Annotated in this window: 21 protein-coding genes and 1 tRNA gene; 15 read left to right on the top strand and 7 right to left on the bottom strand. The window is 65.1% G+C overall.

Features of this window, described 5'->3' with window-relative positions; genetic code table 11:
- Positions 1-58 precede the first annotated feature (58 nt).
- Positions 59-1,174 carry a hypothetical protein gene (locus QZ189_RS02120; RefSeq protein WP_296420739.1) on the top strand — a complete coding sequence of 372 codons (1,116 nt, stop codon included), beginning with the start codon at positions 59-61 and terminating at the stop codon, positions 1,172-1,174.
- The gene (gene cobJ, locus QZ189_RS02125; RefSeq protein ID WP_296420741.1) at positions 1,171-2,952 is read left to right on the top strand and encodes a precorrin-3B C(17)-methyltransferase; all 1,782 of its coding nucleotides are present in this window, start codon (positions 1,171-1,173) and stop codon (positions 2,950-2,952) included. The genes QZ189_RS02120 and cobJ overlap by 4 nt, the downstream gene beginning before the upstream one ends.
- A gap of 3 nt (positions 2,953-2,955) precedes the next feature.
- On the opposite strand, the gene QZ189_RS02130 is transcribed toward cobJ, so the two are convergent.
- A tRNA-Pro gene (locus tag QZ189_RS02130) sits at positions 2,956-3,029 on the bottom strand.
- A gap of 83 nt (positions 3,030-3,112) precedes the next feature.
- Here QZ189_RS02130 and lipA point away from each other — a divergent pair.
- On the top strand, positions 3,113-3,982 hold the full coding sequence (lipA, locus tag QZ189_RS02135; protein ID WP_296416224.1) for a lipoyl synthase: 870 nt from the start codon (positions 3,113-3,115) through the stop codon (positions 3,980-3,982).
- Between the two features lie 7 nt (positions 3,983-3,989).
- Here the strand turns inward: lipA and QZ189_RS02140 are convergent, their stop codons facing one another.
- A complete protein-coding gene (locus tag QZ189_RS02140; protein ID WP_043705403.1) occupies positions 3,990-4,175 on the bottom strand; it encodes a hypothetical protein in 186 nt (61 codons plus the stop codon).
- Between the two features lie 131 nt (positions 4,176-4,306).
- Positions 4,307-8,890 (bottom strand): glutamate synthase large subunit, encoded by a 4,584-nt coding sequence (gene gltB / locus QZ189_RS02145; RefSeq protein WP_296420743.1) that lies wholly within the window; start codon positions 8,888-8,890, stop codon positions 4,307-4,309.
- Between the two features lie 199 nt (positions 8,891-9,089).
- On the opposite strand from gltB, the gene QZ189_RS02150 reads away from it, so the two are divergent.
- From QZ189_RS02150 to QZ189_RS02190, 9 genes are all read left to right on the top strand, one after another.
- Entirely contained in the window at positions 9,090-10,835 is a 1,746-nt protein-coding gene (locus QZ189_RS02150; RefSeq protein ID WP_296420746.1) for a phosphodiester glycosidase family protein, read from the top strand.
- 31 nt (positions 10,836-10,866) lie between these two features.
- Complete coding sequence (locus tag QZ189_RS02155; protein ID WP_296418528.1) at positions 10,867-11,235, top strand: AIR synthase; 369 nt, start codon at positions 10,867-10,869, stop codon at positions 11,233-11,235.
- Between the two features lie 69 nt (positions 11,236-11,304).
- Positions 11,305-11,679: a 30S ribosomal protein S12 gene (gene rpsL, locus QZ189_RS02160; protein ID WP_010314630.1), complete on the top strand. Its 375-nt coding sequence runs from the start codon at positions 11,305-11,307 to the stop codon at positions 11,677-11,679.
- Positions 11,680-11,721: 42 nt separating this feature from the next.
- A complete protein-coding gene (rpsG, locus tag QZ189_RS02165) occupies positions 11,722-12,192 on the top strand; it encodes a 30S ribosomal protein S7 (RefSeq protein WP_010314628.1) in 471 nt (156 codons plus the stop codon).
- Between the two features lie 89 nt (positions 12,193-12,281).
- Complete coding sequence (gene fusA / locus QZ189_RS02170; protein ID WP_010314624.1) at positions 12,282-14,357, top strand: elongation factor G; 2,076 nt, start codon at positions 12,282-12,284, stop codon at positions 14,355-14,357.
- Between the two features lie 39 nt (positions 14,358-14,396).
- A complete protein-coding gene (gene tuf, locus QZ189_RS02175; RefSeq protein ID WP_296420749.1) occupies positions 14,397-15,596 on the top strand; it encodes an elongation factor Tu in 1,200 nt (399 codons plus the stop codon).
- 167 nt (positions 15,597-15,763) lie between these two features.
- Positions 15,764-16,084 (top strand): 30S ribosomal protein S10, encoded by a 321-nt coding sequence (rpsJ, locus tag QZ189_RS02180; protein WP_006910513.1) that lies wholly within the window; start codon positions 15,764-15,766, stop codon positions 16,082-16,084.
- Positions 16,085-16,208: 124 nt separating this feature from the next.
- The gene (locus QZ189_RS02185) at positions 16,209-16,880 is read left to right on the top strand and encodes an LON peptidase substrate-binding domain-containing protein (protein ID WP_247476265.1); all 672 of its coding nucleotides are present in this window, start codon (positions 16,209-16,211) and stop codon (positions 16,878-16,880) included.
- A 5-nt stretch (positions 16,881-16,885) separates the two neighbouring features.
- Positions 16,886-17,872 (top strand): methyltransferase domain-containing protein, encoded by a 987-nt coding sequence (locus QZ189_RS02190; RefSeq protein WP_296420751.1) that lies wholly within the window; start codon positions 16,886-16,888, stop codon positions 17,870-17,872.
- Here the strand turns inward: QZ189_RS02190 and pheA are convergent.
- The gene (gene pheA, locus QZ189_RS02195) at positions 17,869-18,693 is read right to left on the bottom strand and encodes a prephenate dehydratase (protein ID WP_010314614.1); all 825 of its coding nucleotides are present in this window, start codon (positions 18,691-18,693) and stop codon (positions 17,869-17,871) included. The genes QZ189_RS02190 and pheA overlap by 4 nt on opposite strands.
- A 52-nt stretch (positions 18,694-18,745) precedes the next feature.
- Between pheA and QZ189_RS02200 the strand changes: the two genes are divergently transcribed.
- Positions 18,746-19,273, top strand: coding sequence for a DUF1997 domain-containing protein (locus QZ189_RS02200; RefSeq protein WP_010314612.1), 528 nt, complete (start codon positions 18,746-18,748; stop codon positions 19,271-19,273).
- On the opposite strand, the gene QZ189_RS02205 is transcribed toward QZ189_RS02200, so the two are convergent.
- From QZ189_RS02205 to QZ189_RS02215, 3 genes are all read right to left on the bottom strand, one after another.
- Entirely contained in the window at positions 19,270-19,845 is a 576-nt protein-coding gene (locus tag QZ189_RS02205) for a ribonuclease HII (RefSeq protein WP_247476270.1), read from the bottom strand. The two genes, QZ189_RS02200 and QZ189_RS02205, sit on opposite strands and share 4 nt — an antisense overlap.
- Positions 19,846-19,859: 14 nt before the next feature.
- Positions 19,860-21,899: an Rne/Rng family ribonuclease gene (locus QZ189_RS02210; RefSeq protein WP_296420754.1), complete on the bottom strand. Its 2,040-nt coding sequence runs from the start codon at positions 21,897-21,899 to the stop codon at positions 19,860-19,862.
- Positions 21,900-22,305: 406 nt separating this feature from the next.
- Positions 22,306-24,969, bottom strand: a complete 2,664-nt coding sequence (locus QZ189_RS02215) for a TIGR03960 family B12-binding radical SAM protein (RefSeq protein ID WP_296416230.1) — start codon at positions 24,967-24,969, stop codon at positions 22,306-22,308.
- Between the two features lie 110 nt (positions 24,970-25,079).
- Here QZ189_RS02215 and QZ189_RS02220 point away from each other — a divergent pair, with 110 nt between their 5' ends.
- Together QZ189_RS02220 and QZ189_RS02225 are read left to right on the top strand one after the other, a co-directional pair.
- Entirely contained in the window at positions 25,080-26,330 is a 1,251-nt protein-coding gene (locus QZ189_RS02220) for an LL-diaminopimelate aminotransferase (protein WP_296418724.1), read from the top strand.
- 45 nt (positions 26,331-26,375) lie between these two features.
- Positions 26,376-26,576 (top strand): ATP-dependent Clp protease adaptor ClpS (locus tag QZ189_RS02225; RefSeq protein ID WP_296420756.1); only part of this gene is annotated, 201 nt, incomplete at its 3' end.

Genomic DNA, 26,576 nt, shown 5'->3' on the forward strand with positions numbered 1-26,576 from the left:
ACCAGGAGCAGTGCAACAAGTCCGCGAAAGGTTGAACGACCTGGCGCCACAGATCGAGGTGTTGTCCCCTGCAAATGACAGCACTCTTCCGGCCGGCCCCTGGACGCTGAAGCTGAAGGTTCAGGACTGGCCCCTCTACGACGACGAAACCAACGGACTGGGCCCCCACCTGGTCGTTCAACTCGACGATCAACCCCCTAGGCGCATCAGCAGCGCAGCCGAAGCCCAGGGACTCTCCATGCCGGAGCTCAGCCCTGGCAGCCATCGCCTGACGGTCTTCGCCGCCAGGCCCTGGGGGGAAGTGGTCAAAGCCCCAGGAGCCAGTCAGCAATTGCGACTGCATCGGGTCGCCCGCAATCCGTCCCAACTGCCGGCCTCGGGCTCCCCGCAGCTGATTGCGGCCAGTCCCTCGGACCTGCAGCACAACGAGCCGGTCCTGATCGACTGGTTGTTGATCGACGCACCGCTGCAGCACCTGCGCGATGACGATGCCCGTTGGCGCCTGCGGGTCAGCGTGAACGGCGACAGCTTTCTGGTGGACCGGCAGACACCGCTTTGGCTCAAGGGCCTCAAGCGGGGCAGCAATGCGGTGCAACTGGAATTGCTGGACGGCCGAGGAGACCCCCTCAACCCACCCTTCAACAGCGTGGTGCGTGAGGTGGTGATCGACTCCAGCCCCAGGCCGAGCTGGCAACAGGCCAGCCTCAGCGCTCAAGGCCTCGCGGCCCTCAGTGGCAGCCCGGAGCCAGAACCCGTCGAGCCGCCAGCCGCCGAGATTCAGACCAAGGAACCCGAGGCCGCTCCACCTCAGGCTGCGCCGCCTGAAGCGAGCGAACCGGAGCGCCCTAAGCCCCAGCCAGCTCCCCTGGAGGAGACACGCCCGGATCCCACCGAACTGCCAATGGCAGCTGAGGCGACACCCGCCCCAGCCGATCCCGAGCCGGAACCTGCTCCTGCGGAGCCCCGCCCGGTACCCGAACAAGAACCGGCGCCCCCTGCAGCCACTGCGGTGGCACCCACGCCAGCACCAGTAACAACTGTGCCCGCAGAGCGCACAGCTCCGAGCAGTCGCCTGGGTGGATCGGCGCGGGATTTGGTCAGCAGTGACGGGTCCCTGATCGAAGCGCAGCCCAAGGGTCCCTTGGCCGGCCTGAAGGCGAAGCTGGGGGGATGAACGACAGCCTGATTTGGGGATTCAGCCTCAGCGCCAGCGGCCTCCCGCTGCTGCGACGCCTCCTGCAATCAGGTGAGATTGACCGTCTGGCCAGCCCGGCCGATGGAAACCACTGGGGGCCTGGGGAACTGCAGGCCCTGCTCGAGGCCAACTGGAGCACAAGTCGGGCCTTTGTGGCCGTCGGGGCCTGTGGGGCCATCACCCGACTGATCGCGCCTCAGCTCGAGAGCAAGGCCAGCGACCCAGCGGTGGTCGTTCTGGATCCAAGCGGACGCTTTGCCATCCCCCTACTGGGAGGCCACGGGGCTGGTGGCGAGGCCCTGGCTCAGACCCTGGCGGCCCGCTGCCAGGGGGAGGCGGTGATCACCGGTGCCGCCCATGGCGAGGGCCGGGTTGCCTTGGACAGCTTTGGTCAGGCCTGGGGCTGGAGACGCAACAACGGCCCCTGGGACGCGCTCATGAAGGCCGCCGCCCGCGGCGAGGCGCTGGAGGCCCAACACCTGCAGGGCAATTCCCGCTGGCAAGAACTCCCCGGCCTGGCGCCAGGGGCCGAGGCCGCCACACAAAGGATTTCAGTCGGGGTCGGGGCGGATCCGGGCTGCCGCTGGCACCCGCCCAGCGTCTGGCTGGGAATGGGCTGCGAGCGCAACACCAGCCTGAGCCTGCTGGAGCGCTGCTGCGACCAATTAATCGCGCAACACCAGATCGCACCGGAGGCGATCGCAGGCCTGGCCAGTGCCGATCGCAAAGCGGATGAGCCGGCGCTCTTGGCGCTGGCCAAACAGCGCGGCTGGCCCCTGCGCTGCTTCAGCGCTGAGCGCCTGGCACCGGTGGAGGTTCCCAACCCCTCGGCGGTGGTCGCGGCCGAACTGGGAACCGCCAGCGTGGCGGAGGCCTCGGCCCTTCTGGCGGCAGGCCCGGAGGCAACGCTGCTGGCCGAAAAGCAGATCAGCCGCGCCGAAGCAGGGGAGCAGGGAGCGGCGACTGCAGCCCTGGCCCTGGCCGCCAGTCAATGGGCACCCCATCGCGGCCAGTTGCATCTGATCGGCAGTGGGCCAGGACGGCTGGACCTCCTGACCCCGGACGCCAAAGCGGCCCTCAGCCAGAGCTGCGTTTGGGTCGGCTACGGGCTCTACCTGGATTTGCTTGAACCGCTGCGCCGCCCCGATCAACTGCGCAGTGACGGTCAGCTGACCCAAGAGCGAGAACGCTGCAGGCAGGCGCTGCGCCTGGCCTGCGAGGGACAGACCGTCTCCTTGGTCTCCTCGGGGGATAGCGGCATCTATGGGATGGCGGGACTGGCCCTGGAGCTCTGGCTCGAGCTCGATCCCCTGGACCGTCCGGGCTTCGAGGTCCATCCCGGAATCTCAGCCCTGCAGGTTGCCGCGGCCCGGGCCGGAGCACCGTTGATGCACGACTTCTGCACCATCAGCCTGAGCGACCGTCTGACCCCTTGGGAGGTGATCGAAAAGCGCCTGGTGGCAGCGGCGGCAGGCGACTTTGTCGTCGCCCTCTACAACCCGCGCTCCAAGGGCAGGGATTGGCAGCTGGAGCGGGCCCAGCAGCTTCTGCTCTCCGGACGGCCTGCCAGCACGCCTGTGGTCCTCGCTCGCCAACTCGGGCGCCCCGAAGAGCAGGTGACCCTGCACGAACTCGGCGGTCTTCCGATCGAGCAGGTGGACATGCTCACCCTGGTGCTGATCGGCAACAGCAGCAGTCGCGCCGAGGACGGCCGAATGGTCACCCCGAGGGGATATCCAGGCGCAGAGCTGCAATAAGAATCGGGATGACAGGATTCGAACCTGCGGCCCCTTCGTCCCGAACGAAGTGCGCTACCAAGCTGCGCTACATCCCGATGGGCGGAGTGTAGGAGATGGTGGACCAGTCGCTTCCTAGAGTCAGCCAGCCCTTTGGTGCCTTCGGCGCGCTCCTCATCCCTTGCTGAAACCCGACTGGCTGCGCGTCAAAGCTCCCCAGCGGGAACGGATCGGGGAAGTGGCCGATCTGCTGCTGGATCTCAAGCTCAACACCGTCTGCCAGGAGGCCAGCTGCCCGAACATCGGCGAGTGCTTCGCCGGGGGCACGGCGACCTTTTTGATCATGGGGCCGGGCTGCACCCGGGCCTGCCCCTACTGCGACATCGATTTCGATAAGAGCGTCCGCAGCCTCGATCCGACCGAGCCCGAGCGCCTGGGGGAAGCCACCGCGCGGCTGGGCCTGAAGCATGTGGTGATCACCTCGGTGAATCGCGACGACCTGAGCGATGGCGGAGCCAGCCAATTTGTGGCCTGCATCGAGGCGGTCCGCCAGCGCTCTCCCCAGACCACCATTGAGCTGCTGATCCCTGATTTCTGCGGGGACTGGGATGCCCTGGCCACGGTGATGGAGGCCGGCCCCGATGTGCTGAACCACAACATCGAGACGGTGCCCAGGCTCTACAAAAAAGCCAGACCCCAGGGGATCTACGAACGCTCGCTCGAGCTGCTGCTGCAGGTGCGGGAGCGCTGGCCGAAGGCCTACAGCAAGTCCGGCCTGATGGTCGGCCTTGGGGAAAGCGACGAGGAAGTGATCGAGACCCTGCTGGATCTCAGGGAACACCGGGTCGACATCGTCACGATCGGCCAGTACCTCTCCCCGGGGCCGAAGCACCTGCCGGTGGATCGGTTCGTCACCCCCGAGCAATTCGAGCGCTTCCGTCTCCACGGCGAGCAGGAGCTGGGCTTCCTGCAGGTGGTCAGCACTCCCCTGACCCGCAGCAGCTATCACGCCGGTGAGGTGCAGCGCCTGATGCAGCTGCACCCCCGCTAGGCCTGGCTTAAGCCTGGGGCTCCAGCAGAAATTCAGCTTCCAGAGCCTGGGCCTCAGGGCAGTCCCCAAGGGCATCCAGGCGCTGGTTCACCAGGCTCACGGGAGCATCCAGGCGGACACAGTGCTCGAGCAGGGCCAGGGTCATCTGGCGGGCAAAGAGCTGTTGAAAGGGTTGGGCGAACTCAGGAGGCATGGCTCCGTTGCGGTTGCCCAAACGCTATGGACGGTCTCGGATTGCAGCGGTCGGGCCAGCCGAACCAAAGGGTGGGGTGAGCCGACCCAGTGGTGCAGCAACCGAACCCGAAGGAGCGGAGAACCGGCGGCTCAGGCCGCCACCGCCTCCCGCTCCGCCAGGCCGACGTTGGCCTTCTCGCTGGGGGGAACCAGCACCTTGAAGCGCCCTTTCCAGCTGGACCAGTCGCCCAGGATCGTGGACGCCTTGCTGCTGCCGGTGGCCGCGAGATGGGCCTCGAGCAGAGGCTTGAGCATGGCCTCCTGCTCAGGGGTCGTGAGCTCACAGATCTCGACGATCTCAGGGTTGACGCGATCGCGCAGACCACCGTTCTCATCGAGGATGAAGGTGACGCCACCGGTCATGCCGGCGCCCACGTTGCGGCCCGTGCTGCCGAGCACCACGACCACACCACCGGTCATGTATTCGCAGCAGTGGTCGCCGGCGCCTTCCACCACGGTCTTGACGCCGCTGTTGCGCACAGCGAAACGCTCACCGGCACGGCCGAGGGCAAAGAGCTCACCACCGGTGGCGCCATAGAGGCAGGTGTTCCCCAGGATCACCTGGGCACCGGGATCATTGCCACCGGCAGGGGGAACGACGGTGATGCGACCACCGTTGATGCCTTTGCCGACGTAGTCGTTGGCCTCACCCACCAGGCGCACATTCATGCCCTGAACGGTGAATGCGCCAAAGCTCTGTCCCGCCGCACCCTCATAGGTGAGGTCGAGTTGTCCCTGGAAGCCGGTGTTGCCATGGCGAGCCGCGATCTCACCGCCCAGACGGGCGCAGACGCTGCGATCGGTATTGATGATCGGCAGGGTCCTGGCGAGCTGGCCGTGGTTCTCAATGGCCGCCATCAGCTCGGCATCAGCCAGCAGCTGATCCTCAAGGATCACGCCGTTGCCATGGGCCGCCTCGGCGTGGCGCAACCAGGCGCGATCGGCCGCCTGGGGGATGGGATCCAGCAGGCAGGAGAGATCCAGGGCCTTGGTTTTAGCCAGCTGCACAGCGCGGGGCTTCAGCAGGTCCGAGCGACCAATCAGATCCTCCAGACGGGCCACGCCCAGCACGCTCATCAGCTGACGCACTTCCTCGGCGACGAACAGGAAGAAGTTCACCACCTGCTCAGGCAGACCGGTGAAGCGCTTGCGCAGGGCCTCCTTCTGGGTGGCCACGCCGACCGGGCAGTTATTGGTGTGGCAAACGCGGGCCATGATGCAGCCCTCGGCGATCATCGCGATCGAACCGAAGCCGTATTCCTCAGCGCCCAGCAGGGCGGCGATGACCACGTCCCAGCCGGTCTTCAGGCCGCCATCGGCCCGCAGCAGCACGCGATCACGCAGGCCGTTCTCCAGCAGAGCCCGGTGAACCTCGGTCAGACCGAGTTCCCAGGGACCGCCGGCATGCTTGATCGAGCTCAGGGGCGAGGCACCGGTGCCGCCGTCATGGCCAGAGATCTGGATGACATCGGCATTGGCCTTGGCCACACCTGCCGCGATGGTGCCGATGCCGATCTCAGCCACCAGCTTGACGCTGACCTTGGCGGCGGGATGCACCTGGTGCAGGTCATGGATGAGCTGCGCCAGATCCTCGATCGAATAGATGTCGTGGTGAGGCGGCGGTGAGATCAAGGCCACCCCAGGCTTGCTGTTGCGCAACCAGGCGATGTAGGGATCGACCTTCGGACCGGGGAGCTGGCCGCCTTCACCGGGCTTGGCCCCTTGGGCCACCTTGATCTCGAGCTGCTTGCCGCTGCGCAGGTACTCGGGGGTCACGCCAAAGCGGCCCGAGGCGATCTGCTTGATCGCAGAGCAGGCGGTGTCCCCGTTTTTCAGACCCTTGATCGAGGGCAGGGTGGCGGAGAGGCCCTCCGCATTCACATCCCCCAGGACCTTGAAGCGAGCCGGGTCCTCGCCGCCCTCACCGCTGTTGCTCTTGCCGCCGATGCGGTTCATCGCGACGGCCAAGACTTCATGGGCTTCGCGCGAGAGCGCACCCAAGCTCATGCCGCCGGTGCAGAAGCGCTCACAGATGCTCTCGATGCTCTCGACCTGATCGAGGGGCAGCGGAGTGGCGGCGGGTTGCAGCTCCAGGAGGTCCCGCAGGGCCGTCACCGGACGGTTCTCCACCAGGGTTTTGTAGGTGGAGAAGTGGTCGTAGCCGGGCCCCTGCTTGATCGCCGCATGGAGCGCCTTGGTCATCTCCGGGCTGTTGAGGTGGTATTCCCCGCCGGTCCGGTACTGCACAAAGCCCATGAACTCGAGCTTGGTGCGGTTGAGTTCTGGGAACGCCTTGGCGTGGAAGGTCAGCGTCTCGCTGGCCAATTCCGCCAGGCTCAGACCAGCCACGCGGCTGGTGGTGCCCTTGAAGGCCCGCTCGATCAGATCGGCACCGACACCGATCGCCTCGAAGATCTGGGCTCCGTGGTAGCTGGCCAGCAGGGAGATACCGATCTTGGAGAGGATCTTGCGTAGACCGTCTTCGAGGGCCTTGCGCACATTGGCCTGGACCTGATCGGGGGTCAGGGCGGGGAGCTTGCCCCGCTCAATCAATTTCTGCGTCTTGGGATGGGCCAGCCAATGACGCGTGGTCTCCCAGGTGAGCCAGGGGCAAACAGCGCTGGCGCCGTAGCCGATCAGGCAAGCCAGGTGGTGGGTGCTCCAGCACTGGGCGGTCTCAGCCACCAGGGAGGTCTGCAGGCGCAGTCCCTGGTTCAGCAGGTGATGGTGCACCGCACCCACCGCCAGGAGCGGGGGGATATAGGACGTGGTCGCCGTGATTCCCCGGTCAGAGAGCACCAGGATTTGGTTGCCGCTGCGCACGGCGGCTTCAGCGTCGCTGCAGAGCTGGGTCAGTGCCGCCTCAAGGCCGGCCGGTCCGCCGGTGATCGGCATCAGGGTCGAGAGCGTGCGGCTGGCAATGCCCTGCTGGGTGGCCGCCGCCAACTCGGCCTCATTGAGAATCGGGCTGTTGAGATGCAGAACCGCTGCCGCGGAGGCCTCGGGCTTCAGGGGAGAGCCCCGCTTGCCCAGATGCATCTCCAGGCTCATCACCAACTTCTCCCGCAGGGGGTCAATCGGCGGGTTGGTGACCTGGGCGAAGCGCTGCTTGAAGTAGTCGTACAGAAGGTGGGGCTTATCGGAGAGCACCGCCAAGGGGATGTCATCACCCATGCAGTAGGTGGGCTCCTTGGCCGCACCGGCCATGTCCTCGATCACCAGATCGAAGTCCTCGGCGGTGAAACCAAAGGCGGTTTGCTGCTGGAGCAGCTCCAGGTCAGCCAGCTGGCGCTCCTGGGTCCAGGGCTGGGCCGTCAGGGTGCGGCGGTGCTCCGCCAACCACTGGCCGTAGGGGTGACGCGCGGCCACCTCTTGCTTGACGTCCCAGTTATGAAGCAGGCGACCGTTCTCCAGATCAACGGCCAACATCTGGCCGGGGCCCAGGCGACCCTTCTCGATGATCCGGCTTTCCTCGAGCTCCACCACGCCGGTTTCCGAGCCCATCACCACAAAGCCGTCGCTGGTGATGCAGTAGCGAGCCGGGCGCAGGCCATTGCGATCCAAGGTGGCGCCAACGCTGCGGCCATCGGCGAAGACCAGAAGCGCTGGGCCATCCCAGGGCTCCTGGGTGCAGGCCGAGTACTCATAGAAGGCCTGGACCGCTGGCTTGTCAGCCAGGGCCGGCTGATCGCGGAAGGCCTCCGGCACCAGGGTCAGCAGGCTCTCGGTGATCGGGCGACCACTGCGAACCAGCAGCTCGAGGGTGGCATCAAGGTTGGCCGAATCGCTGAAGGCGGAATTCACCACCGGCTTGAGGTCCGAAGCGGCCTCGCCCCAAACCGCATCGAGATCAGCCTCGGCGGCGCGGGCCCAATTCAGGTTGCCCAGAAGGGTGTTGATCTCGCCGTTGTGGCCCAGGAGACGCATCGGCTGGGCCAGGGGCCAGCGGGGCAGCGTGTTGGTGCTGAAACGACGGTGATAAACCGCGAAACTGACCGCGAAGCGTTCATCGCGAAGGTCCCCGTAGTAGGCGGAGAGGACCTCCGAGCGGACCATGCCCTTGTAGACAACCGTCCGGCTGCTCAAGGACGCGAAGTAAAGGTCGCTTGGGACGGCACCCCAGACACTGCGCGCACGATCGCCGCAGCGGCGCCGCAGGCGGAACAGCAGGGCCTCGAGGGCGTCACCATCGCAATCGGCAGCGAGCAGCCACTGCTCAATCACTGGAGCCGTGCCGCGGGCCAGGGGACCCAAGACGCTGGGGTCCACGGGAACGCTGCGCCAGCCCAGGCTGCGCAGTCCCAGGGCCTGGGCTTCCTCATCGCAAAAGGCCTTGGCTTGATCGCGCTTGCCCGCCTCGGCAGGCAGGAACACCATGCCCAAACCACGGGTTGCAGCTGAGGCGGCGGCAGCTTCAGGCCAAACCGCCTCGAGATAGGTCCAGGGGATGCCGCAGAGCACACCGGCGCCATCGCCGGAATCGCCATCGCCGCCGCAGCCGCCGCGGTGCTCCATGCAGTCCAGACCGCGCAGGGCCTGCTTCAGGACCCAGTGGCTGGTCTCACCTTTGAGGTTCGCCAGAAAACCAACGCCGCAGGCATCCTTCTCGCCGGCCACCTCTGCCGGGGCGGGGCTGTCGCAATGGGGCCAAACAGGACGAGAAGACAGCGGCATAGCCCAGCGACAACAGGTCTATCGGTAGTAACGAAGCAGCCGGGTCGACCGAACGGAAGGCGACGGATCGCCCTAAACCTCGGTCCCGCTGCGAGCTTCTGAATCTAAAAGCTGGACCACCTGCAACTCAAGCAAGTGCTGGCGGACCGCTCCAAGGTCGCTAGCGTTTCGAGACTGAGCGGGCTGCTTCATGGCTTTGATGCCCGTCCTGGCAGCCCTGCATCCCGGGATCCCGCTCATTCCACCGCCTCCGCCACCGGCCGAGGTGAGACCGATCCGGCAGGCGGAAGGGTCACTGATTCGCGCCAACGGACGCACGCAACCAGCCCGCTGGCGCATCGAACGGGGCGAGCTCTGGCTCACCCTCGAATTCCTGGAGAACCAGCTCGGCGTCCAGCGCTCCAGCGGAGAGCGGGGCATGCTGCAACTGGAATGGTTTGGCAGCGAAATCAGCCTTCCCGCCAGGCGACAACAGAGCCTGGGGGATGAGGTCGCTGTTCCAGTCAGCGACCTGCTGCGCCGCGTCGGCGTGAGCTTTGAGCCCTTCGGGAAAAACGAACTGAGCCTGGAGCTCCCGGTTCGCCCCCTGCAAGCGATCCGCGCCAGGGACAACGGCATCAGCGGCCGGCGCGTGGTCCTTGACCTCAAGGCCCCGGCGCTGGTGCGCAGCGATGACGGCCAACTGGCCATCAGTGCCGAAGGCAACCCAGAGCAACTGCGGCAACTGGCAGGGCTGGGGCTGAAACCCCGTCAAGAGAACGGCTGGCTGCAGCTGGAGGCCAAAGGGGAACGCCTAACCCTGGGCCGGCCTTGGCGCCTGGTCCTCGACCTGCCCAGCGACACCGCACTCACCAGCCTCAATCGCCCGAGCGGCACCAGCCCCAACACCGCCCTTGCGAGCCTGCAGCGCCAGGGGCTAGCCCTCAATCGAACGGTGGACCGCATCGGCAACCGCCAGGTCCTGATCAACAGCGTCCAGCTCGATCCACGCCGAGTCCCGGTCGACCTGCGCCCGCTCAACCGAAGCAACGGGATGAAGGGCCTCAGCAGCCTCAGTCAGCTGGCCCGCAATGAATCGGCCCTGATCGCCATCAATGGCGGCTTTTTCAATCGCGTGAACCGGCTTCCCCTGGGGGCGCTCAAGGACAACGGCCAGTGGCTCTCAGGACCGATCCTGAATCGGGGGGCGGTGGGCTGGGGCGATGGTGAACTTCCCCAGTTCGATCGACTCAGGCTTCAGGAGAGCGTGCTCGATCCACGCCAACGGCGCTGGTCGCTGATCAGCCTGAACAGCGGCTACGTCCAGAAGGGACTGGCCCGCTACACCGAAGCCTGGGGTCCGCGCTATCAGCCGTTAACCGGCCAAGAACTGGGGTTCGTGCTCCGCAATGGCGTTGTGCAACAGCGCATCGAGGGCATTCCCCAACCCGGGGTCCCCTTGCGCGCCGGGGATGAACTGTTGGTGGCCCGCGGCGGGGTTCAGGTCGACTGGCAGCCGGGAGAACGCCTCGTGCTCAGCAGCCGATCGACTTCCGTCGTTGGGGACAAACCCTTTGTGGTCGGCGGTGGCCCGCTGCTGCTGCGCTCTGGGCTGGTGGCCCTCAACGGCCAAGCGGAGGGATTCAGCCCTGGCTTCATCCGTCAGGGCGCCCCAAGAACCGTGATCGCCAGCGACGGACGTCAGCTGTGGCTGATCACCCTGCAGGGGGTCAATAACGCCGGGCCGACCTTGATGGAAACGGCGTTACTCCTGAAACAGCGCGGCCTCAAGGAGGCGCTGAACCTCGACGGAGGCAGCTCCACCGGCCTGGTTCTGGCGGATGTCCAAACCGTGAAAGGGCGGGGCATCGCTGGTTCGGTCCACAACGGCATTGGCTTGATCCCCCGCGCACCGATGCCACGGCCCAACCGTCCGCCGGCGCGGCTGGCCTCCAGCCCGCCCTGACACACTGGGTCGACCCAGCCTTTTCTTTGCCATGCCCAAGGGCCAAGGCATGCAACTCACCGCAGCGGCTGCCGCAGAGCTCGGCCGCCAAGCGGCCGTCGCCGGCACCCCGGGGATGATGCACCTTGACCTGGTGGATGGCACCTGCGAGCGCTGGGTGATTCGCATTCGTCCGGGCCGTCTGGCCGGAGTTCCCGTGGCACGCGCCGACGGGATCACTCTGTTTGCCCCCGGCGACCAGGGCGAGCGACTCAACACCCTCGAGCTCGACTATCGAGGTGACCTCAGCGGGGGCGGATTCTTGATCCGCACCGGCCGAGAGCACCGCGTTTGCGCTTGTGGTGCGGCCTTTGGCCCCGCTGACGAACCCGTTCTGGGTGGCAGCACCTCGACAAAGTAATGTGGCGGATTGTCGAAACGGTCGGCTCTCCGACCTCGCTTCCGGCCCCTCGAAAACTCCCGGCCCTCGATGCCCACGATTCAGCAGCTGATCCGCAGTGAGCGGACGCGCCTTACCCGCAAGACCAAGTCGCCCGCACTGCGCTCCTGCCCTGAGCGCCGTGGTGTCTGCACCCGCGTGTACACCTCAACCCCGAAGAAGCCGAACTCGGCTCTGCGGAAGGTGGCCCGTGTGCGCCTGACCTCCGGCTTTGAGGTGACCGCCTATATCCCCGGTATCGGCCACAACCTGCAGGAACACTCCGTGGTGATGATCCGCGGCGGTCGTGTGAAGGACCTGCCCGGTGTCCGCTACCACATCATTCGCGGCACCCTCGACACCGCGGGTGTGAAGGACCGTCGTCAGTCCCGCTCCAAGTACGGCGCCAAAACCCCCAAGGATTGATTTCCTTTCGACGTTCGTTTCTGACTTCCTCCCCTTAGCTCTATGTCACGCCGCAACGCCGCCGAGAAGCGCCCGGTTCTTCCCGATCCCCAGTTCAACAGCCGTCTGGCAACCATGATGGTTGCCCGTCTGATGAAGCACGGCAAGAAGTCCACCGCTCAGCGGATTCTTTCCGACGCCTTCACGCTGATCAACGAGCGGACCGGCAGTGACGCCCTCGAGCTGTTCGAAACCGCGGTGAAGAACGCCACTCCCCTCGTGGAAGTGCGTGCCCGCCGCGTCGGTGGTGCCACCTACCAGGTGCCCATGGAAGTCCGTCAGGAGCGTGGCACCGCCATGGCCCTGCGCTGGCTCGTGAATTTCTCGCGCGCCCGCAATGGCCGGAGCATGGCCCAGAAGCTGGCCGGCGAACTGATGGATGCCGCCAACGAAGCTGGCAGCGCCGTTCGCAAGCGCGAAGAGACCCACAAGATGGCCGAAGCCAACAAGGCCTTCGCTCACTACCGCTACTAAGCGGAACTGCGGCATCTCAGGTCGGATGTGACCGACTTGTAGAGTGACGCCCGCTTTTTTGTCGATTCCACCCTCCGGAGACCTGCCCCGTGGCTCGCGCTATTCCCCTGGAACGCGTCAGAAATATTGGTATTGCGGCACACATTGATGCCGGTAAAACCACCACCACTGAACGAATCCTGTTTTATTCAGGTGTGGTGCACAAGATCGGTGAGGTGCATGACGGCGCCGCCGTGACCGACTGGATGGCCCAGGAGCGCGAGCGGGGCATCACCATCACTGCTGCGGCGATCTCCACCAGCTGGAACGATCACCGCATCAACATCATTGATACCCCCGGCCACGTGGACTTCACCATTGAGGTGGAGCGCTCCATGCGTGTGCTCGATGGCGTGATCGCCGTCTTCTGCGCCGTCGGTGGTGTTCAGCCCCAGTCGGAAACCGTCTGGCGTCAAGCGGACCGCTACAGCGTTCCGCGCATGGTGTTCGTCAACAAGATGGACCGCACCGGCGCTGACTTCCTCAAGGTGCACGGTCAAATCAAGGACCGCCTGAAGGCCAACGCCGTTCCGATTCAGCTGCCCATCGGCGCTGAGGGTGAACTGAGCGGGATTATCGACCTGGTCAAGAACCGCGCCTTCATCTACAAGGACGACCTCGGCAAGGACATCGAAGAGACCGATGTCCCTGCGGACATGAAGGATCTCGTTGATGAGTGGCGCGCCACTCTGATGGAGACCATCGCTGAAACCGATGAAGCGCTGATCGAGAAGTTCCTCGAGGAAGGCGAGCTGAGCGAGGCAGAACTGGCCAAGGGCATCCGCGAGGGCGTGCTGAAGCACGGCCTGGTGCCCATGCTCTGCGGCTCCGCCTTCAAGAACAAGGGCGTTCAGCTGCTGCTGGATGCCGTGGTGGACTACATGCCCGCCCCGGTGGATGTGCCCCCGATCCAGGGTCTTCTGGCTGATGGCAGCGAAGCGGTGCGTCCCGCCGACGACAACGCCCCCTTCAGCGCACTGGCCTTCAAGGTCATGGCTGACCCCTTCGGCAAGCTCACCTTTGTGCGCATCTACTCGGGTGTGCTCCAGAAGGGCAGCTACGTGCTGAACTCCACCAAGGACAAGAAAGAGCGCATCTCTCGCTTGATCGTCCTCAAGGCCGACGATCGTGAGGAAGTGGACGAACTCCGCGCCGGCGATCTCGGCGCCGTTCTGGGTCTTAAGGACACCACCACCGGCGACACCCTCTGCGTCGACGCCGATCCGATCATCCTGGAATCGCTCTACATCCCCGAGCCCGTGATCTCGGTGGCTGTCGAGCCCAAGACCAAGGGCGACATGGAGAAACTCTCCAAAGCCCTGCAGTCCCTCTCCGAAGAGGACCCGACCTTCCGGGTTCGCACGGATGCAGAGACCGGCCAAACCGTGATCGCCGGCATGGGCGAACTCCACCTGGAGATCCTGGTGGACCGCATGCTGCGCGAATTCAAGGTGGAGGCCAACATCGGTGCTCCTCAGGTGTCCTATCGCGAAACCATTCGCGCCAGCGCCAAGGGCGAGGGCAAATTTGCCCGTCAAACCGGTGGTAAGGGCCAGTACGGCCACGTGGTGATCGAAATGGAGCCCGGCGAGCCGGGTTCCGGGTTCGAGTTCGTCAACAAGATTGTTGGCGGCGTCGTGCCCAAGGAGTACATCGGTCCGGCTGAAGCCGGCATGAAGGAAACCTGCCAGTCCGGTGTGATTGCAGGATTCCCGATGATCGATGTGAAGGTCACCATGATCGACGGGTCGTACCATGACGTCGACTCCTCGGAGATGGCGTTCAAGATCGCCGGCTCCATGGCCTTCAAAGACGGCGTCAAGAAGTGCAATCCCGTACTTCTTGAGCCCATGATGAAGGTCGAAGTTGAGGTTCCTGAGGACTTCCTCGGAAGCGTCATCGGTGACCTCTCATCGCGCCGCGGTCAGGTCGAAGGACAGTCCATCGACAATGGTCAGTCCAAAGTCCAGTCCAAGGTGCCGCTGGCCGAGATGTTCGGCTACGCCACCCAGCTCCGATCCATGACCCAGGGTCGGGGTATCTTCTCGATGGAATTCAGCCATTACGAGGAAATTCCTCGCAACGTGGCAGAAGCCATCATCTCCAAGAATCAGGGCAATTCCTGATCTTTTCCCTACCCATTTACCCCCCGATTCTTTTTCATCATGGCTCGCGAGAAGTTCGAAAGGAATAAGCCCCACGTCAACATCGGCACCATCGGCCACGTTGACCACGGCAAGACCACCCTCACCGCCGCCATCACCAACGTGCTGGCCAAGAAGGGTCAGGCCAAAGTTCAGAACTACGCCGACATCGACGGTGCTCCCGAAGAGCGTGAGCGCGGTATCACCATCAACACCGCCCACGTTGAGTACGAGACCGCCGGTCGTCACTACGCCCACGTGGACTGCCCCGGTCACGCGGACTACGTGAAGAACATGATCACCGGTGCTGCCCAGATGGACGGCGCCATCCTGGTGGTGGCAGCCACCGACGGCCCCATGGCCCAAACCAAGGAGCACATCCTCCTGGCCAAGCAGGTGGGCGTTCCCGCTCTGGTGGTTGCACTGAACAAGTGCGACATGGTCGACGACGAGGAAATCCTCGAGCTCGTCGAGATGGAAGTGCGTGAACTGCTCAGCAGCTACGACTTCCCCGGCGACGACATCCCCGTGGTGAAGGTCTCCGGCCTCAAGGCGATCGAAGGCGAAGCCGACTGGGAAGCCAAGATCGACGAGCTGATGGACGCCGTTGACAGCGCCATCCCCGAGCCCGAGCGTGAGGTCGACAAGCCCTTCCTGATGGCTGTCGAAGACGTCTTCTCCATCACCGGTCGCGGCACCGTGGCCACTGGCCGCATCGAGCGCGGTGTGGTCAAGGTGGGTGAAACCGTCCAGATTGTGGGTATCAAGGACACCCGCGAAACGACCGTCACCGGCGTGGAGATGTTCCGCAAGCTCCTCGACGAGGGCATGGCCGGCGACAACGTGGGTCTGCTGCTGCGCGGCATCCAGAAGGAAGACATCGAGCGCGGCATGGTGCTCGTGAAGCCCAACTCCATCAAGCCCCACACCAAGTTCGAGGGTGAGGTGTACGTGCTGAAGAAGGAAGAAGGCGGCCGCCACACCCCCTTCTTTGCTGGCTATCGCCCGCAGTTCTACATCCGTACGACCGACGTGACCGGTCAAATCACCGCTTTCACCGCCGACGACGGCTCCAACGTGGAAATGGTGATGCCCGGTGACCGCATCAAGATGACCGGCGAGCTGATCTGCCCCGTCGCCATCGAGCAAGGCATGCGCTTCGCTATCCGCGAAGGCGGCCGCACCATCGGTGCTGGCGTGGTCTCCAAGATCATCGCCTGATCTAGGGTTGAGGGGTGGAGCTCGTCTCCACCCCTCTCTCACGCACCTCGACAATCCAGCTGCTTTGGGTTTGTTCCGGTTCCCGGCACCCAGCGCTTCCCTTCCTGTGCCTTGTCCCGCAAGGATCAAGCCAGAACCGTTGAACGCTTAACGACGTCAGACACTCCATGTCCACCGCTATCGCCCAGCAGAAGATCCGCATCCGCCTGAAGGCGTTTGACCGCCGCATGCTGGATCTGTCCTGCGAAAAAATCATCGAAACGGCTGATCACACCGCTGCAACTGCGATCGGTCCGATTCCCCTGCCCACCAAGCGCAAGATCTATTGCGTGCTGCGCTCGCCCCACGTGGATAAGGATTCCCGTGAGCACTTCGAGACCCGCACCCACCGCCGGATTATCGATATCTACAGCCCCTCGGCGAAGACCATCGACGCTCTGATGAAGCTCGACCTGCCCAGCGGCGTCGACATCGAAGTCAAGCTCTGATTCCTCGCTTTGCAGCTGGATCCCCAAAACCCGCCTCAGGGCGGGTTTTTTTGTGTGTTCGATCCACACGAGAGCGAATCATCACTGCCTAGGATTCGCCCTCCTCAGGCAGAAGTGCAACGACGTGACGCAACTGGCCGTGAGAGAACTACCGCTGTTCCCGCTGCCGGATGTGGTGCTCTTCCCCCAGGAAGTGCTGCCGTTGCACATCTTTGAGCCGCGCTACCGCATGATGCTGCGCACGGTTCTGGAGAGTGACCGGCGCTTTGGGGTGGTCCGCTGGGACCCCCAGGAAGGCACGATGGCCAGCGTGGGCTGTTGCGCTGAGATCCTGCAGTGCCAAACCCAGGACGACGACCGCAGCTACATCGTCACGATGGGACAACAGCGCTTCAGGTTGCTGGAGGTGGTGCGCGAAGCCCCCTTCAAGGTCGGCCTGGTGAGCTGGATTGAGGACGAGCAGCCCGAGGACCACAGCGGGCTTCAGGAACTCTCCGGAGAGGTCAGCAGTGCCCTCAAGGACGTGGTGGAACTGACCGGCAAGCTGATGGGAAAACCCACCAGCCTCCCCAGCGACCTTCCGGACCTGCCCAGGGAGCTCTCCTATTGGATTGGCTCCCACCTGGGCGGTCCCGTGGCTGATCAACAGCAGGCCCTGCTGGAGATCACGAACACCGAAGAGCGGCTGCGGCAGGAATTCGAACTGCTGGATGAGACCCGGCGCCAGCTGGCCGCTCGAACGGTCCTGGAGTCGACCCTGCGCGACCTGAAGACGGGCGAGAGCGAGGAGGACTGAGACAGATGCCCACCCCTGCCGTTTTGGCGCTGCTCAGCCCCTGGGCGAGCGGCCTGATGCTGGCGGCCGCCGTGGCGGCGGTCCTGTTACTCATTGGCCTGGCGATTTGGTCAGCGCGCGATCGGGCCTTCGAGAGCACCGCCAGCGTGGCGGAGGCCTACGACCGCTGGACCGACGACCAACTGCTGGAGCGGCTTTGGGGCGACCACGTCCACCTGGGGCATTACGGCTCGCCCCCACAAGCCCGGGACTTTCGGGCCGCCAAGGCTGACTTTGTCCACGAACTGGCGCGTTGGAGCGGGCTGGATCAGCTGCCCCGGGGCAGCACCGTCCTGGATGTCGGCTGCGGCATCGGTGGCAGTGCCCGGATCCTGGCCCGCGACTACGGCCTGAACGTGCTCGGCATCAGCATCAGCCCAGGCCAAATTCAACGGGCGCAGGAGCTCACCCCCGAGGGCCTGAGCTGCCGCTTCGCGGTGATGGATGCCCTCGATCTGCAGCTGGAGAACGGCAGCTTTGATGCGGTCTGGAGCGTGGAAGCAGGCCCTCACATGCCTGATAAGCAGCGCTACGCCGATGAACTGCTGCGGGTGCTCAAACCCGGTGGTCTGTTGGCCGTGGCCGACTGGAACCGCCGCGATCCGGAGGTCAAACCCCTCAACCGCAAGGAGCGCTGGGTGATGCACCAGCTCCTGGTGCAGTGGGCCCACCCGGAATTCGCCAGCATCCCGGGTTTCCGCCGCAACCTCGAGCAAAGCCCCTGGAGCAGCGGCGCCCTCGTGGAGACCGGCGATTGGAGTCGCGAGACCCTGCCCTCCTGGATTGAATCCATCCTCGAAGGGGTGCGCAGGCCCAAAGCAGTCCTCGGCCTGGGTCCTAAAGCTGTGCTGATGGGGCTGCGTGAGTCACCCACCCTGCTGCTGATGCATTGGGGCTTCGCCACCGGGATGATGCAGTTCGGTGTCTTCCGAACCCGCAAACCGGCGGCCTAGAGCTGGGTCATCGGATAGGCCCCAAACACCGCCAGGTGCTCGCATAGGGGCTTGAGCTCCTCCATGGCCTGTTGCAGCGGTTCGGGTCCGCTGGGCAGCTCCAGGTCCACAAAAAAGATGTACTCGCCCATCTCCCGCTTGGAGGGGCGGGACTCAATGCGGCTCATGTTCAGGTCCCGATGGGCAAAGCAAGCCAGGGCCTTGAGCAGAGCACCGGGTTGGTTCGCCTGCAGTGAGAAGGCCAAGCTGGCCAGCTCGCCATGCCAGTTGCGCTCGCCCTGACGCAGCAGCAAAAAGCGGGTGCAGTTGCCCGCCACATCATTAATGGGATAGGCCAACTCCTTGAGGCCGTGCTCCTTGGCGGCCTGCTGGGAAGCGATGGCCGCACGGAAGTGACTGCCGGCCACCATGCGGGCCGCCTCTGCGGTCGAGCTCGTGGGCAGCTGCAGGGCATTGGGCAGGTTGGTGCTCAGCCAGAGGCTGCACTGCGCCAGGGCCTGGGGATGGGAGAGGACTTCGCTGACCCCCTCCACGCTGCCGCTGCCGACCAGGGCATGGCGAATCGGCAACACCACCGCCCGGGAGATCTCCAGTTCTGGGTGCTCCCAGAGCGCATCCAAACAGGCCGTGACACCGCCCTCGACGGAGTTCTCGACGGGAACCACCGCGGCATCCACCCGACCGGCGGCGAGGGCCTGAATCACCGCACGAATTCCTGTCTGGGGCAGCAGTTCAGGCGCCTCCCACTGCTCGAGCTTGGCGAAGGCCTGGGCCGCCTGCTCCCCATAGGTGCCCACCGGACCAAGAAAAGCAATGCGCATGGGGCTGATCGGGCCGTGCTCGATAGGATCATGCCGCCCCGGCCGCCTTTTGATGCCCCTGGCCTTCAGTGCCAGCCAAGCGTTGCAGTTGCCGGTGCAGCAGAACGCCGAGCGTCTGGGTGCCTACCTGGACGATGAAGAGCAGGTGATTGAAGCCCTGCTCGAGGCCCAGCAACTCAGCAAGATCGCTCCTGGGCGCTACCGCTACACGGTGACCAAGCTGCAGGTCTTCCAACTGCAGATTCAACCGGTGGTGGACCTGGTGGCGCGGCGGAGCCCCAACCGGATCGAACTGGAGGCCATCGACTGCCAGCTCGAAGGCCTCGGGGTCGTCGATGATTTCCAACTCAGCCTGGGCTCCTGGCTGGAGGCCCGCGGCGGTGAGTTGGTCGGGGAGGCCAGCCTGGCCGTCAGTGTCAGCCAACCCAGCCTGTTGAAGCTGATCCCCACCAAAGTCCTGGAGGCCACGGGGCGCTCACTGCTCGCGGGCATCCTGCTGGGGATCAAAACCCGGGTGGGACAGCAACTGATCAACGACTTTCAGCGCTGGTGCAAGCAGCACGCCAGCGTCGAGGCCTAGGCCGCCAAGACCTTGCGCAGAAAACTGCGGCGATGCAGCTGCGTTGGCCCAAGGGAGAGGACGGCGGCGCGGTGTTGGGCGGTTCCATAGCCAGCGTGGCGCTCGAAGCCATAGCCGGGATAGCGCTGCGCGAGCCGCACCAGTAGGGCATCCCGCGCCTGCTTGGCCAGGACGCTGGCCGCCGCAATTTCCAGGTGCGCGCTGTCCCCGCGCACGACGGTCTCCTGGGAGCCGGACCACAGGCGCAGGGGCAGGTTGCCATCCACCAGGACGTGATCTGGGGCCGGGGAGCCCAGACGCTGCAGGGCCCGCAGCATGGCCCGTTCAGTGGCACTGCGAATCCCGAAGCCATCGACTTCCTGGGCCGAGGCCTGGCCCAGGGCCCAGGACTCGGCCTGCTCCAGGATCAAAGGGACCAGCTGCGAGCGGCGCTTCGCGGAAAGGGCCTTGCTGTCGGTCAGTCCAGCCGCCGAGAGGGTCTCCCGGGCTGCATCGCTCAACACGACGGCACCGGCGAAGACGGGGCCAAACCAACAGCCCCGTCCCACTTCATCGACCCCAGCGATCCGCATCGCCCGCTTGGGCCTCAGTCGCTCGCCGAGGAACGGCGGCGGCGGCGGCGGGGCTCACCGTTGTCGTCGACCTCCTCCGCAACAGGAACAGCAACGACCGAGGCTGCAGCAACAGGGGCTTCTTCGGTGACCGCAACCGCACTGCTGCGGGTGCGCGTCCGAGTGCGGCCTGCGCGGGCCGGAGCCTCGTCTGCGGGAGCGGGTGAAGCCGCGGAATCAACGATCGCCACCGCCGGCAGCGGGGCCTCAGTGATGGCCACTTCTGTAATCGAGACCGTCGGCAGGGGTGTGATCGCCACACCCGTGGGTTCGGCCTGGGCGACAGCCACCGGAGCGGGTGTCGCGCCATGGCCGTTGCTGTTGGCAGTACTTCCGCCGCGACCACGGCGGCGGCGGCGGGGACCGGCAGCCGCCAACTGCTGACGGGCCTCCTCGAGGACCGCCTCGGCGTCTTGACCTGGACGCACCACCCGCACCAACAGGTTGTCGGGATTGGGGGCGGGATCCAGGAGCAGCGCTGGGTTCAGACCCAACCAGCCGTAGACCAACTCCTGCTCAGGCTCCATCGGCACAGCGACCAATTCAGGCTCAGGCCGGCGGTTGTGGCCTTCCGAGCTAGCGGCAGCAGGACTCTCAGCCTGGCCGGTGACCAGCGAGACGCTGTCCTCGTAGGCCGCCACAACCTCGCCCTCGGAGCCGCGGCCACCGCGACCACGTCCGCGGCGGCGGCCACCACTGCCGCTCTCCAGTGCCGCCGGGGTTGAAGCTTCAGCACGGGCCGAGGCGGCCGAGCGAACCAAGCCGGAGACGCTGGCCAGGGGCTGGAGGGTGTCCTGTCCAGGCAGCACCACCACATGACCCAGACCGCCGCAACTGGGGCAGGCCCGGCCAAACAGCTCATAGATGTTCTGCCCCTGGCGCTTGCGGGTGAGTTCCACCAGGCCCAGTTCGCTGATCTGGGCGATCTGGGGACGGGCCGAATCGGAGCGCACCTCAGAGGTGAAGTGCTCCAGCAGCTGGAGCTGATCGCGCCTGGACTCCATATCGATGAAGTCGATGATCACGACACCACCGATGTTGCGCAGCTTCAGTTGACGCGCAATTTCTGTCGCCGCCTCATAGTTGGTCCAGAGCACCGTCTCGCGGGCATTGGCCGAGCGGGTGAAGGAACCCGAGTTGACGTCAATGACGGTCAGGGCCTCGGTCGGCTCGATGATCACGTAACCGCCCGAGGGCAGATCCACCCGGGGCTTCAGGGCATCGCGAATCGCCGCATTGACCTTGTAGTGCTCAAGGATCTCGGTGGGCTCGCTGTGATGCTCCACCAGCACCTGCTGATGGTCACTACCCAAGAAGGTGTTGACCCGGGCGACGGCGTCGGGCGCGTCCACCACGATCCGCGCCAGCTCAGGGGTGTAGTGATCGCGCAGGATGCGATGGATGAAGTCGTCATCCCGGTTGAGCAGCACCGGGGGCGTCGCTGCCTCAGCGGCCGTCTGAATGGCCTCCCACTGGCGCAGCAGCGCCTCGAGATCGTCAATGAGCTGCTCTTCGCTGATGCCCTCCGCTTCGGTACGGATCAGCAGGCCAGCCCCAGGGGGCTTGATCAGGACGCCAAGGGCACGGAGGCGATTGCGCTCACTCTCAGCCGTGATCCGGCGCGAAATATTGACCCCTTGGCCGTGGGGCTGCAGCACCAAGAAACGACCCGGCAGGGTGAGATTTCCGGTCAGACGGGGCCCTTTGGTGCCCGTGGGCTCCTTCATCACCTGAACCAGCACCTTCTGGCGGGGCTCGAGCAATTCGGTGATGCCGACGGTGCCCTTCTTCAGGCGAAGGGGACCGAGGTCGGTGACATGAATAAAGCCGTTCTTCTCGCCCTCTCCGATGTTGACGAAGGCCGCGTCAATGCCGGGCAGGACGTTCTCGATCGTCCCGAGATACACGTCGCCGATTTGGTAGCGACCCTGTGCGACGACAAGCTCGTCAACACGCTCATCGGTGAGAACAGCGGCAATCCGCAGTTGCTCGGCGATGACGATCTGCTGGGGCATGGAAGGTCAGGAGATGACCTGCGCAGGGCAGGAGGGGATAAGAAATGACGAACCCAACGCAGCGCGTTGGCCTGAGACAGAGATCTGATCGCGGCATCGCCGATGCCGGGTGACTCCTGCCCGTGGGATGTGAAAAAAGCTCAGAGCGCGACGCCGAGGCTGAAGCTGCGGCGAAAGGTGGGGGCGTTCAACCATCGAGGCTGAACACGAAAGAGTTGCGGGTGCCAATTGGTGCCCGTCTGAACAGCGCCGCCTGGAGCGACTTTCAGGAAGGGAAACTCGTGAAAGCTGCTGAGGAAGTTCCGATCGCTCTTAGCCAACATCGGCTGGCCGGGCGAGGGAGAGATCAATCAACCGACTTCGGTCAATCATCTGCCGTCCTGAACGCAAGCTAGCACGGTTGATTTCAAGAGCCAGAAGGGCTTTGCAGCAGTAATGAACGCCGCCGCAAACCGACCATGGCCAGCGGCAAACCCAAGCTGGTTGAGAACCACTGCTGCAGCTGTTCCGGCTTCAAACTGCGGCCTGCAGGATCGACAACCGCGCTGTACAGGAGCTCCTGAAGATCCGGGTCCTCGGCCGAGCGGGGACGCCGTTCAACCTGCTGGAGATAGGGCCGCAAATCCCGCTGCCTCGCTCGACCTTTCTTATCGGTGTCCTCCCAAATCCAGGACTCCTGAGCCAGCAGTTGGGAGACCGCCTCGTCCCACACCTCGGGAGCAGCCATGGCCTGGCCCTGCTCGACGCGCCACTGCACAGCCCAGGTCGCACCCGAGAGCTCCTGGGACAAGCTTGAGCCGAAGACCTCCACGGGGTAGACCTCCAGCAGCGCAAACCCAGGGGGAAGTTGGCGTTGCAACTGCTGGCGGGCTTGCTCAGGATCGAGCGTGGCCGTGAACTCGATATCCATCCATTCCCCATCGGCCTCGGCGCCCAGGGGGAGAGCCAAGGCAAATTGCACCCGAGGCAGGGGATGGAAGCCCCCGGTGAAGCTCGCCGGCAAACGCGAACGGCGTAGGGCCCGCTCCATCAGGCGCACCAAATCCAGGTGACTCAGCAGGGCCAAGGACCCTGTTTTGGCAAAGCGGAAGCGCAGGCGCTGCACACGCTCACTGGCGGGAGGCCGCTGGGGGCTCGGCTCAGGAATCTGCGGAGGGGCCACCACCACGTTGTGCCCCAACTCGGGGCCACAGACACCGCAGCTGCTGCAGCCCTCAAAGGAGCAGTCCGGCACCACCGCAGCAGCCAGGGCATTGCGCAGGTCCTCGGCCAGCCAGGTTTTCTCGACCCCTGAATCGATGTGGTCCCAGGGCAGGGGCTGAGCGCAGAAGGCCGCCAGATCACTGGGGTCCATGCCCTCGGCGGAGCTCCACTCCCCCATCTCAAGCTCGCGGTAGCGCCCGCCCAGATCGGCCGCCTCAATCGCATCGGTCCAGGCCTGATAGGTGCGATCCGCCGCTTCAAACCAGGCATCCAACCCGGCCCCGGCGCGCCAGGCCGCCTCAATCACGGGCGCGAGGCGCCGGTCCCCCCGCCCGACAAAGTCCTCCATCGCCGAGAGGCGCACATCGGTGAAATTCGTCTTCAGCCCGCGCAGTTGGCGCAGGGCCTCCCGCAGGAGCTGCTGCCGGCGAACAAATTCAGCCGTGCTGACGCTGTGCCACTGGAAGGGGGTGTGGGGCTTGGGGGTGAAATTGCTGATGGTGAGGTTGAGCTCCAACCGCCCCAGATCACGGCACTGCTGTTGCAAGGAGCGGCAGGTCTCAGCAATGCCCAGGACGTCGGAATCGGTCTCCCCCGGCAGGCCGATCATGAAATAGAGCTTGACCTTGCGATAGCCGCTCTCCATGGCGGTGCGGATCCCCCGCAGCAGCTCGGCGTCGGTCAGGCCCTTGTTGACGATGTCCCGCAGGCGCTGGGTGCCGGCCTCGGGCGCAAAGGTCAAGCCCGCCTTGCGGGTCCCGCCCAGGATGTGGGCGATGTTCTCGTCGAAGCGGTCGACCCGCTGACTGGGCAGGGTCAAGGTGACGTTCTTATCGGCGAGGCGGTTGCGCAGCTCCACCCCCACCGCCGGCAGGGCCAGGTAGTCCGAGCAGCTCAGGGACAGCAAGGAGAAATCGGAATAGCCCGTGCGCTCCATGCCTGTTTCGATGGCCTCCACTACGGCCTGTGGTTCCACGTCCCGGGCAGGACGGGTGAGCATCCCTGGCTGGCAGAAGCGGCAGCCCCGCGTACAGCCGCGGCGAATCTCCACGGTGAGGCGGTCGTGAACCGTCTCGATATGGGGCACCAAACCCATGGCGTAGTGGGGCATGGGCGTCGCGGTGCGGCGCATCACCCGCTTGGGGACCCCGGGATGCAGCGGCTGCTGGCTCACCCCGTCGGGGCCAGGCCCATAGAGGGAGGGGACATAGACCCCTGGCACCTGGGCCAGATCCAACAGCAGCGCGCGGCGACTGAGGCCCGCAGCCTTGGCCTCCGCGACCACTAAGCCGAGCTCGGGGAGGACCTCCTCGCCGTCCCCCAGGACGATGAAATCGAAAAAGGCGGCGAAGGGCTCGGGGTTACTGGTGGCGGTGGGGCCGCCGGCAAAAATCAGCGGCGGGGCCTCTGGATCGCCCAGGGGGAGATCACCGCGATCGGCCGCCCGCACAGGGACCTGGGCCAACTCCAACATCGCCAGGATGTTGGTGGCGCCGAGTTCGTAACTCAGCGAGAAGCCGAGAATGTCGAAGGCGGGCAGCGGCCGGCGGCTTTCCACCGCGAAGAGGGGCTGCCCCCGCTCACGCAAACGCTGGGCGAGATCCGGGCCCGGCAGGTAACTGCGGTCACACAGCTGACCCGGAACGCTGTTGAGGATCGAATAGAGAATGATGTGGCCGGTGTTGCTCGAGCCGACCTCGTAGATCTCGGGATAGGTCAGGGCCCAGCGCACGGCGGCGGCCGGCCAGACCTGATCCCAGTCCCGCTCCTGCACCCCCAACTCGTTGCCGAGATACCGGCCTGGCTTGGCGATGCTGCGATCCACCAGGGCGTCGAAATCCACCGGTGCATCGAAAACGGCGGTCACAACAGCAGGCCCTGCACTGACTCGATCGTATGCAGAGGCACCCCAGGGGAGCCCCCTCCGCATAGGACAATCCGGCCAGTACAACCGGGTCCGCGCGACCCTTCGCTGAGATGGCCCAGGTCAACGGCAACTACCTCAAGCTCAAAGCGGGCTACCTCTTCCCTGAAATCGCACGTCGCGTCAAGGCTTTCAGCGAAGCGAACCCCAACGCTCCGATCATTCGCCTGGGCATTGGCGATGTCACCGAGCCCCTGCCCCAGGCCTGCCGCGATGCCATGAAGGCGGCCATCGACGAGATGGGAACCCGGGAGGGCTTCCATGGCTACGGCCCCGAGCAGGGCTACGCCTGGCTGCGCGAGAAGATCGCTACCCATGATTTCCAGGCCCGCGGCTGCGAGATCAGCGCCGAGGAGATCTTTGTCTCCGACGGCTCGAAGTGCGATAGCTCGAACATCCTCGACATCCTGGGCACCGGCAACCGCATTGCCGTCACCGATCCCGTCTACCCGGTGTACGTCGACAGCAACGTCATGGCGGGCCGCACGGGCGATGCCGATGACGCGGGCCAGTACGGCGGCCTGACCTACCTGCCCATCAGCGCCGAGAACGGCTTCAGCGCCCAGATCCCCAGCGAGAAGGTGGATCTGATCTACCTCTGCTTCCCCAATAACCCCACGGGGGCGGTGGCAACGAAGGAGCAGCTCAAGGCCTGGGTGGACTACGCCCGCGCCAACGATGCCCTGATCCTGTTTGACGCGGCCTATGAGGCCTTCATCCAGGACCCCTCGCTGCCGCACTCCATCTACGAGATCGAGGGGGCCCGGGACTGCGCCATCGAGTTCCGCTCCTTCTCCAAGAACGCCGGTTTCACCGGCACCCGCTGCGCCCTGACCGTGGTGCCCCGTGGCCTGATGGGCACGGCCGCCAATGGCGAGAAGGTGGAACTCTGGGGCCTCTGGAACCGCCGCCAGTGCACCAAGTTCAACGGTGTCAGCTACATCGTCCAGCGCGGCGCCGAGGCCGTTTATTCCGCAGACGGCCAAGCCCAGGTCAAAGGACTGATCAGCTTCTACATGGAGAACGCCGCGATCATTCGCCGCGAACTCAGCGGTGCGGGCCTGACGGTCTACGGCGGCGAGCAGGCTCCCTATGTCTGGATCAAGACCCCGGCCGGCGTGGACTCCTGGGGCTTCTTCGATCTGCTCTTGAGCCAAGCCAACGTGGTCGGCACCCCCGGCAGTGGTTTTGGTGCCGCGGGCGAAGGCTATTTCCGTCTTTCGGCCTTCAACAGCCGCGAGAACGTCAACGAAGCCATGCGCCGGATCAAGGCCGCCCTCGCCCCTGCTGCCGCTGCGGCCTAAAGCGCTGACTAAAGTCCCTACCTCGTCATACCGGAGCTGATCAGGATGATCCGATCAACTCAGGCGCCTGGCCGCGAGAGCGGCGGCGCCGCTGTGATGGAAAAAGCGCCGGAGCGGGTGCGCAAACCCTCGCCCCGCTACAAGGTGCTGCTCCACAACGACCCGGTGAACACCATGGAATACGTGGTGACCACCCTGCGGCAGGTGGTGCCCTCCCTGAGTGAGCAGGACGCCATCGCCGTGATG

The organism is Vulcanococcus sp. CPBay_Sum15L08_68 (assembly GCF_017855895.1).
GTDB lineage: Bacteria > Cyanobacteriota > Cyanobacteriia > PCC-6307 > Cyanobiaceae > Vulcanococcus.

What these genes read in the sequence shown, in the direction of transcription:
- cobJ (WP_296420741.1), top strand. Translation starts at nt 1,171, where the DNA reads ATGAACGACAGCCTGATTTGGGGATTCAGCCTCAGCGCCAGCGGCCTC.
- QZ189_RS02140 (WP_043705403.1), bottom strand. Translation starts at nt 4,175, where the DNA reads ATGCCTCCTGAGTTCGCCCAACCCTTTCAACAGCTCTTTGCCCGCCAG.
- gltB (WP_296420743.1), bottom strand. Translation starts at nt 8,890, where the DNA reads ATGCCGCTGTCTTCTCGTCCTGTTTGGCCCCATTGCGACAGCCCCGCC.
- QZ189_RS02150 (WP_296420746.1), top strand. Translation starts at nt 9,090, where the DNA reads ATGCCCGTCCTGGCAGCCCTGCATCCCGGGATCCCGCTCATTCCACCG.
- QZ189_RS02155 (WP_296418528.1), top strand. Translation starts at nt 10,867, where the DNA reads ATGCCCAAGGGCCAAGGCATGCAACTCACCGCAGCGGCTGCCGCAGAG.
- rpsL (WP_010314630.1), top strand. Translation starts at nt 11,305, where the DNA reads ATGCCCACGATTCAGCAGCTGATCCGCAGTGAGCGGACGCGCCTTACC.
- rpsG (WP_010314628.1), top strand. Translation starts at nt 11,722, where the DNA reads ATGTCACGCCGCAACGCCGCCGAGAAGCGCCCGGTTCTTCCCGATCCC.
- tuf (WP_296420749.1), top strand. Translation starts at nt 14,397, where the DNA reads ATGGCTCGCGAGAAGTTCGAAAGGAATAAGCCCCACGTCAACATCGGC.
- rpsJ (WP_006910513.1), top strand. Translation starts at nt 15,764, where the DNA reads ATGTCCACCGCTATCGCCCAGCAGAAGATCCGCATCCGCCTGAAGGCG.
- QZ189_RS02190 (WP_296420751.1), top strand. Translation starts at nt 16,886, where the DNA reads ATGCCCACCCCTGCCGTTTTGGCGCTGCTCAGCCCCTGGGCGAGCGGC.
- pheA (WP_010314614.1), bottom strand. Translation starts at nt 18,693, where the DNA reads ATGCGCATTGCTTTTCTTGGTCCGGTGGGCACCTATGGGGAGCAGGCG.
- QZ189_RS02200 (WP_010314612.1), top strand. Translation starts at nt 18,746, where the DNA reads ATGCCCCTGGCCTTCAGTGCCAGCCAAGCGTTGCAGTTGCCGGTGCAG.
- QZ189_RS02205 (WP_247476270.1), bottom strand. Translation starts at nt 19,845, where the DNA reads ATGCGGATCGCTGGGGTCGATGAAGTGGGACGGGGCTGTTGGTTTGGC.
- QZ189_RS02210 (WP_296420754.1), bottom strand. Translation starts at nt 21,899, where the DNA reads ATGCCCCAGCAGATCGTCATCGCCGAGCAACTGCGGATTGCCGCTGTT.
- QZ189_RS02220 (WP_296418724.1), top strand. Translation starts at nt 25,080, where the DNA reads ATGGCCCAGGTCAACGGCAACTACCTCAAGCTCAAAGCGGGCTACCTC.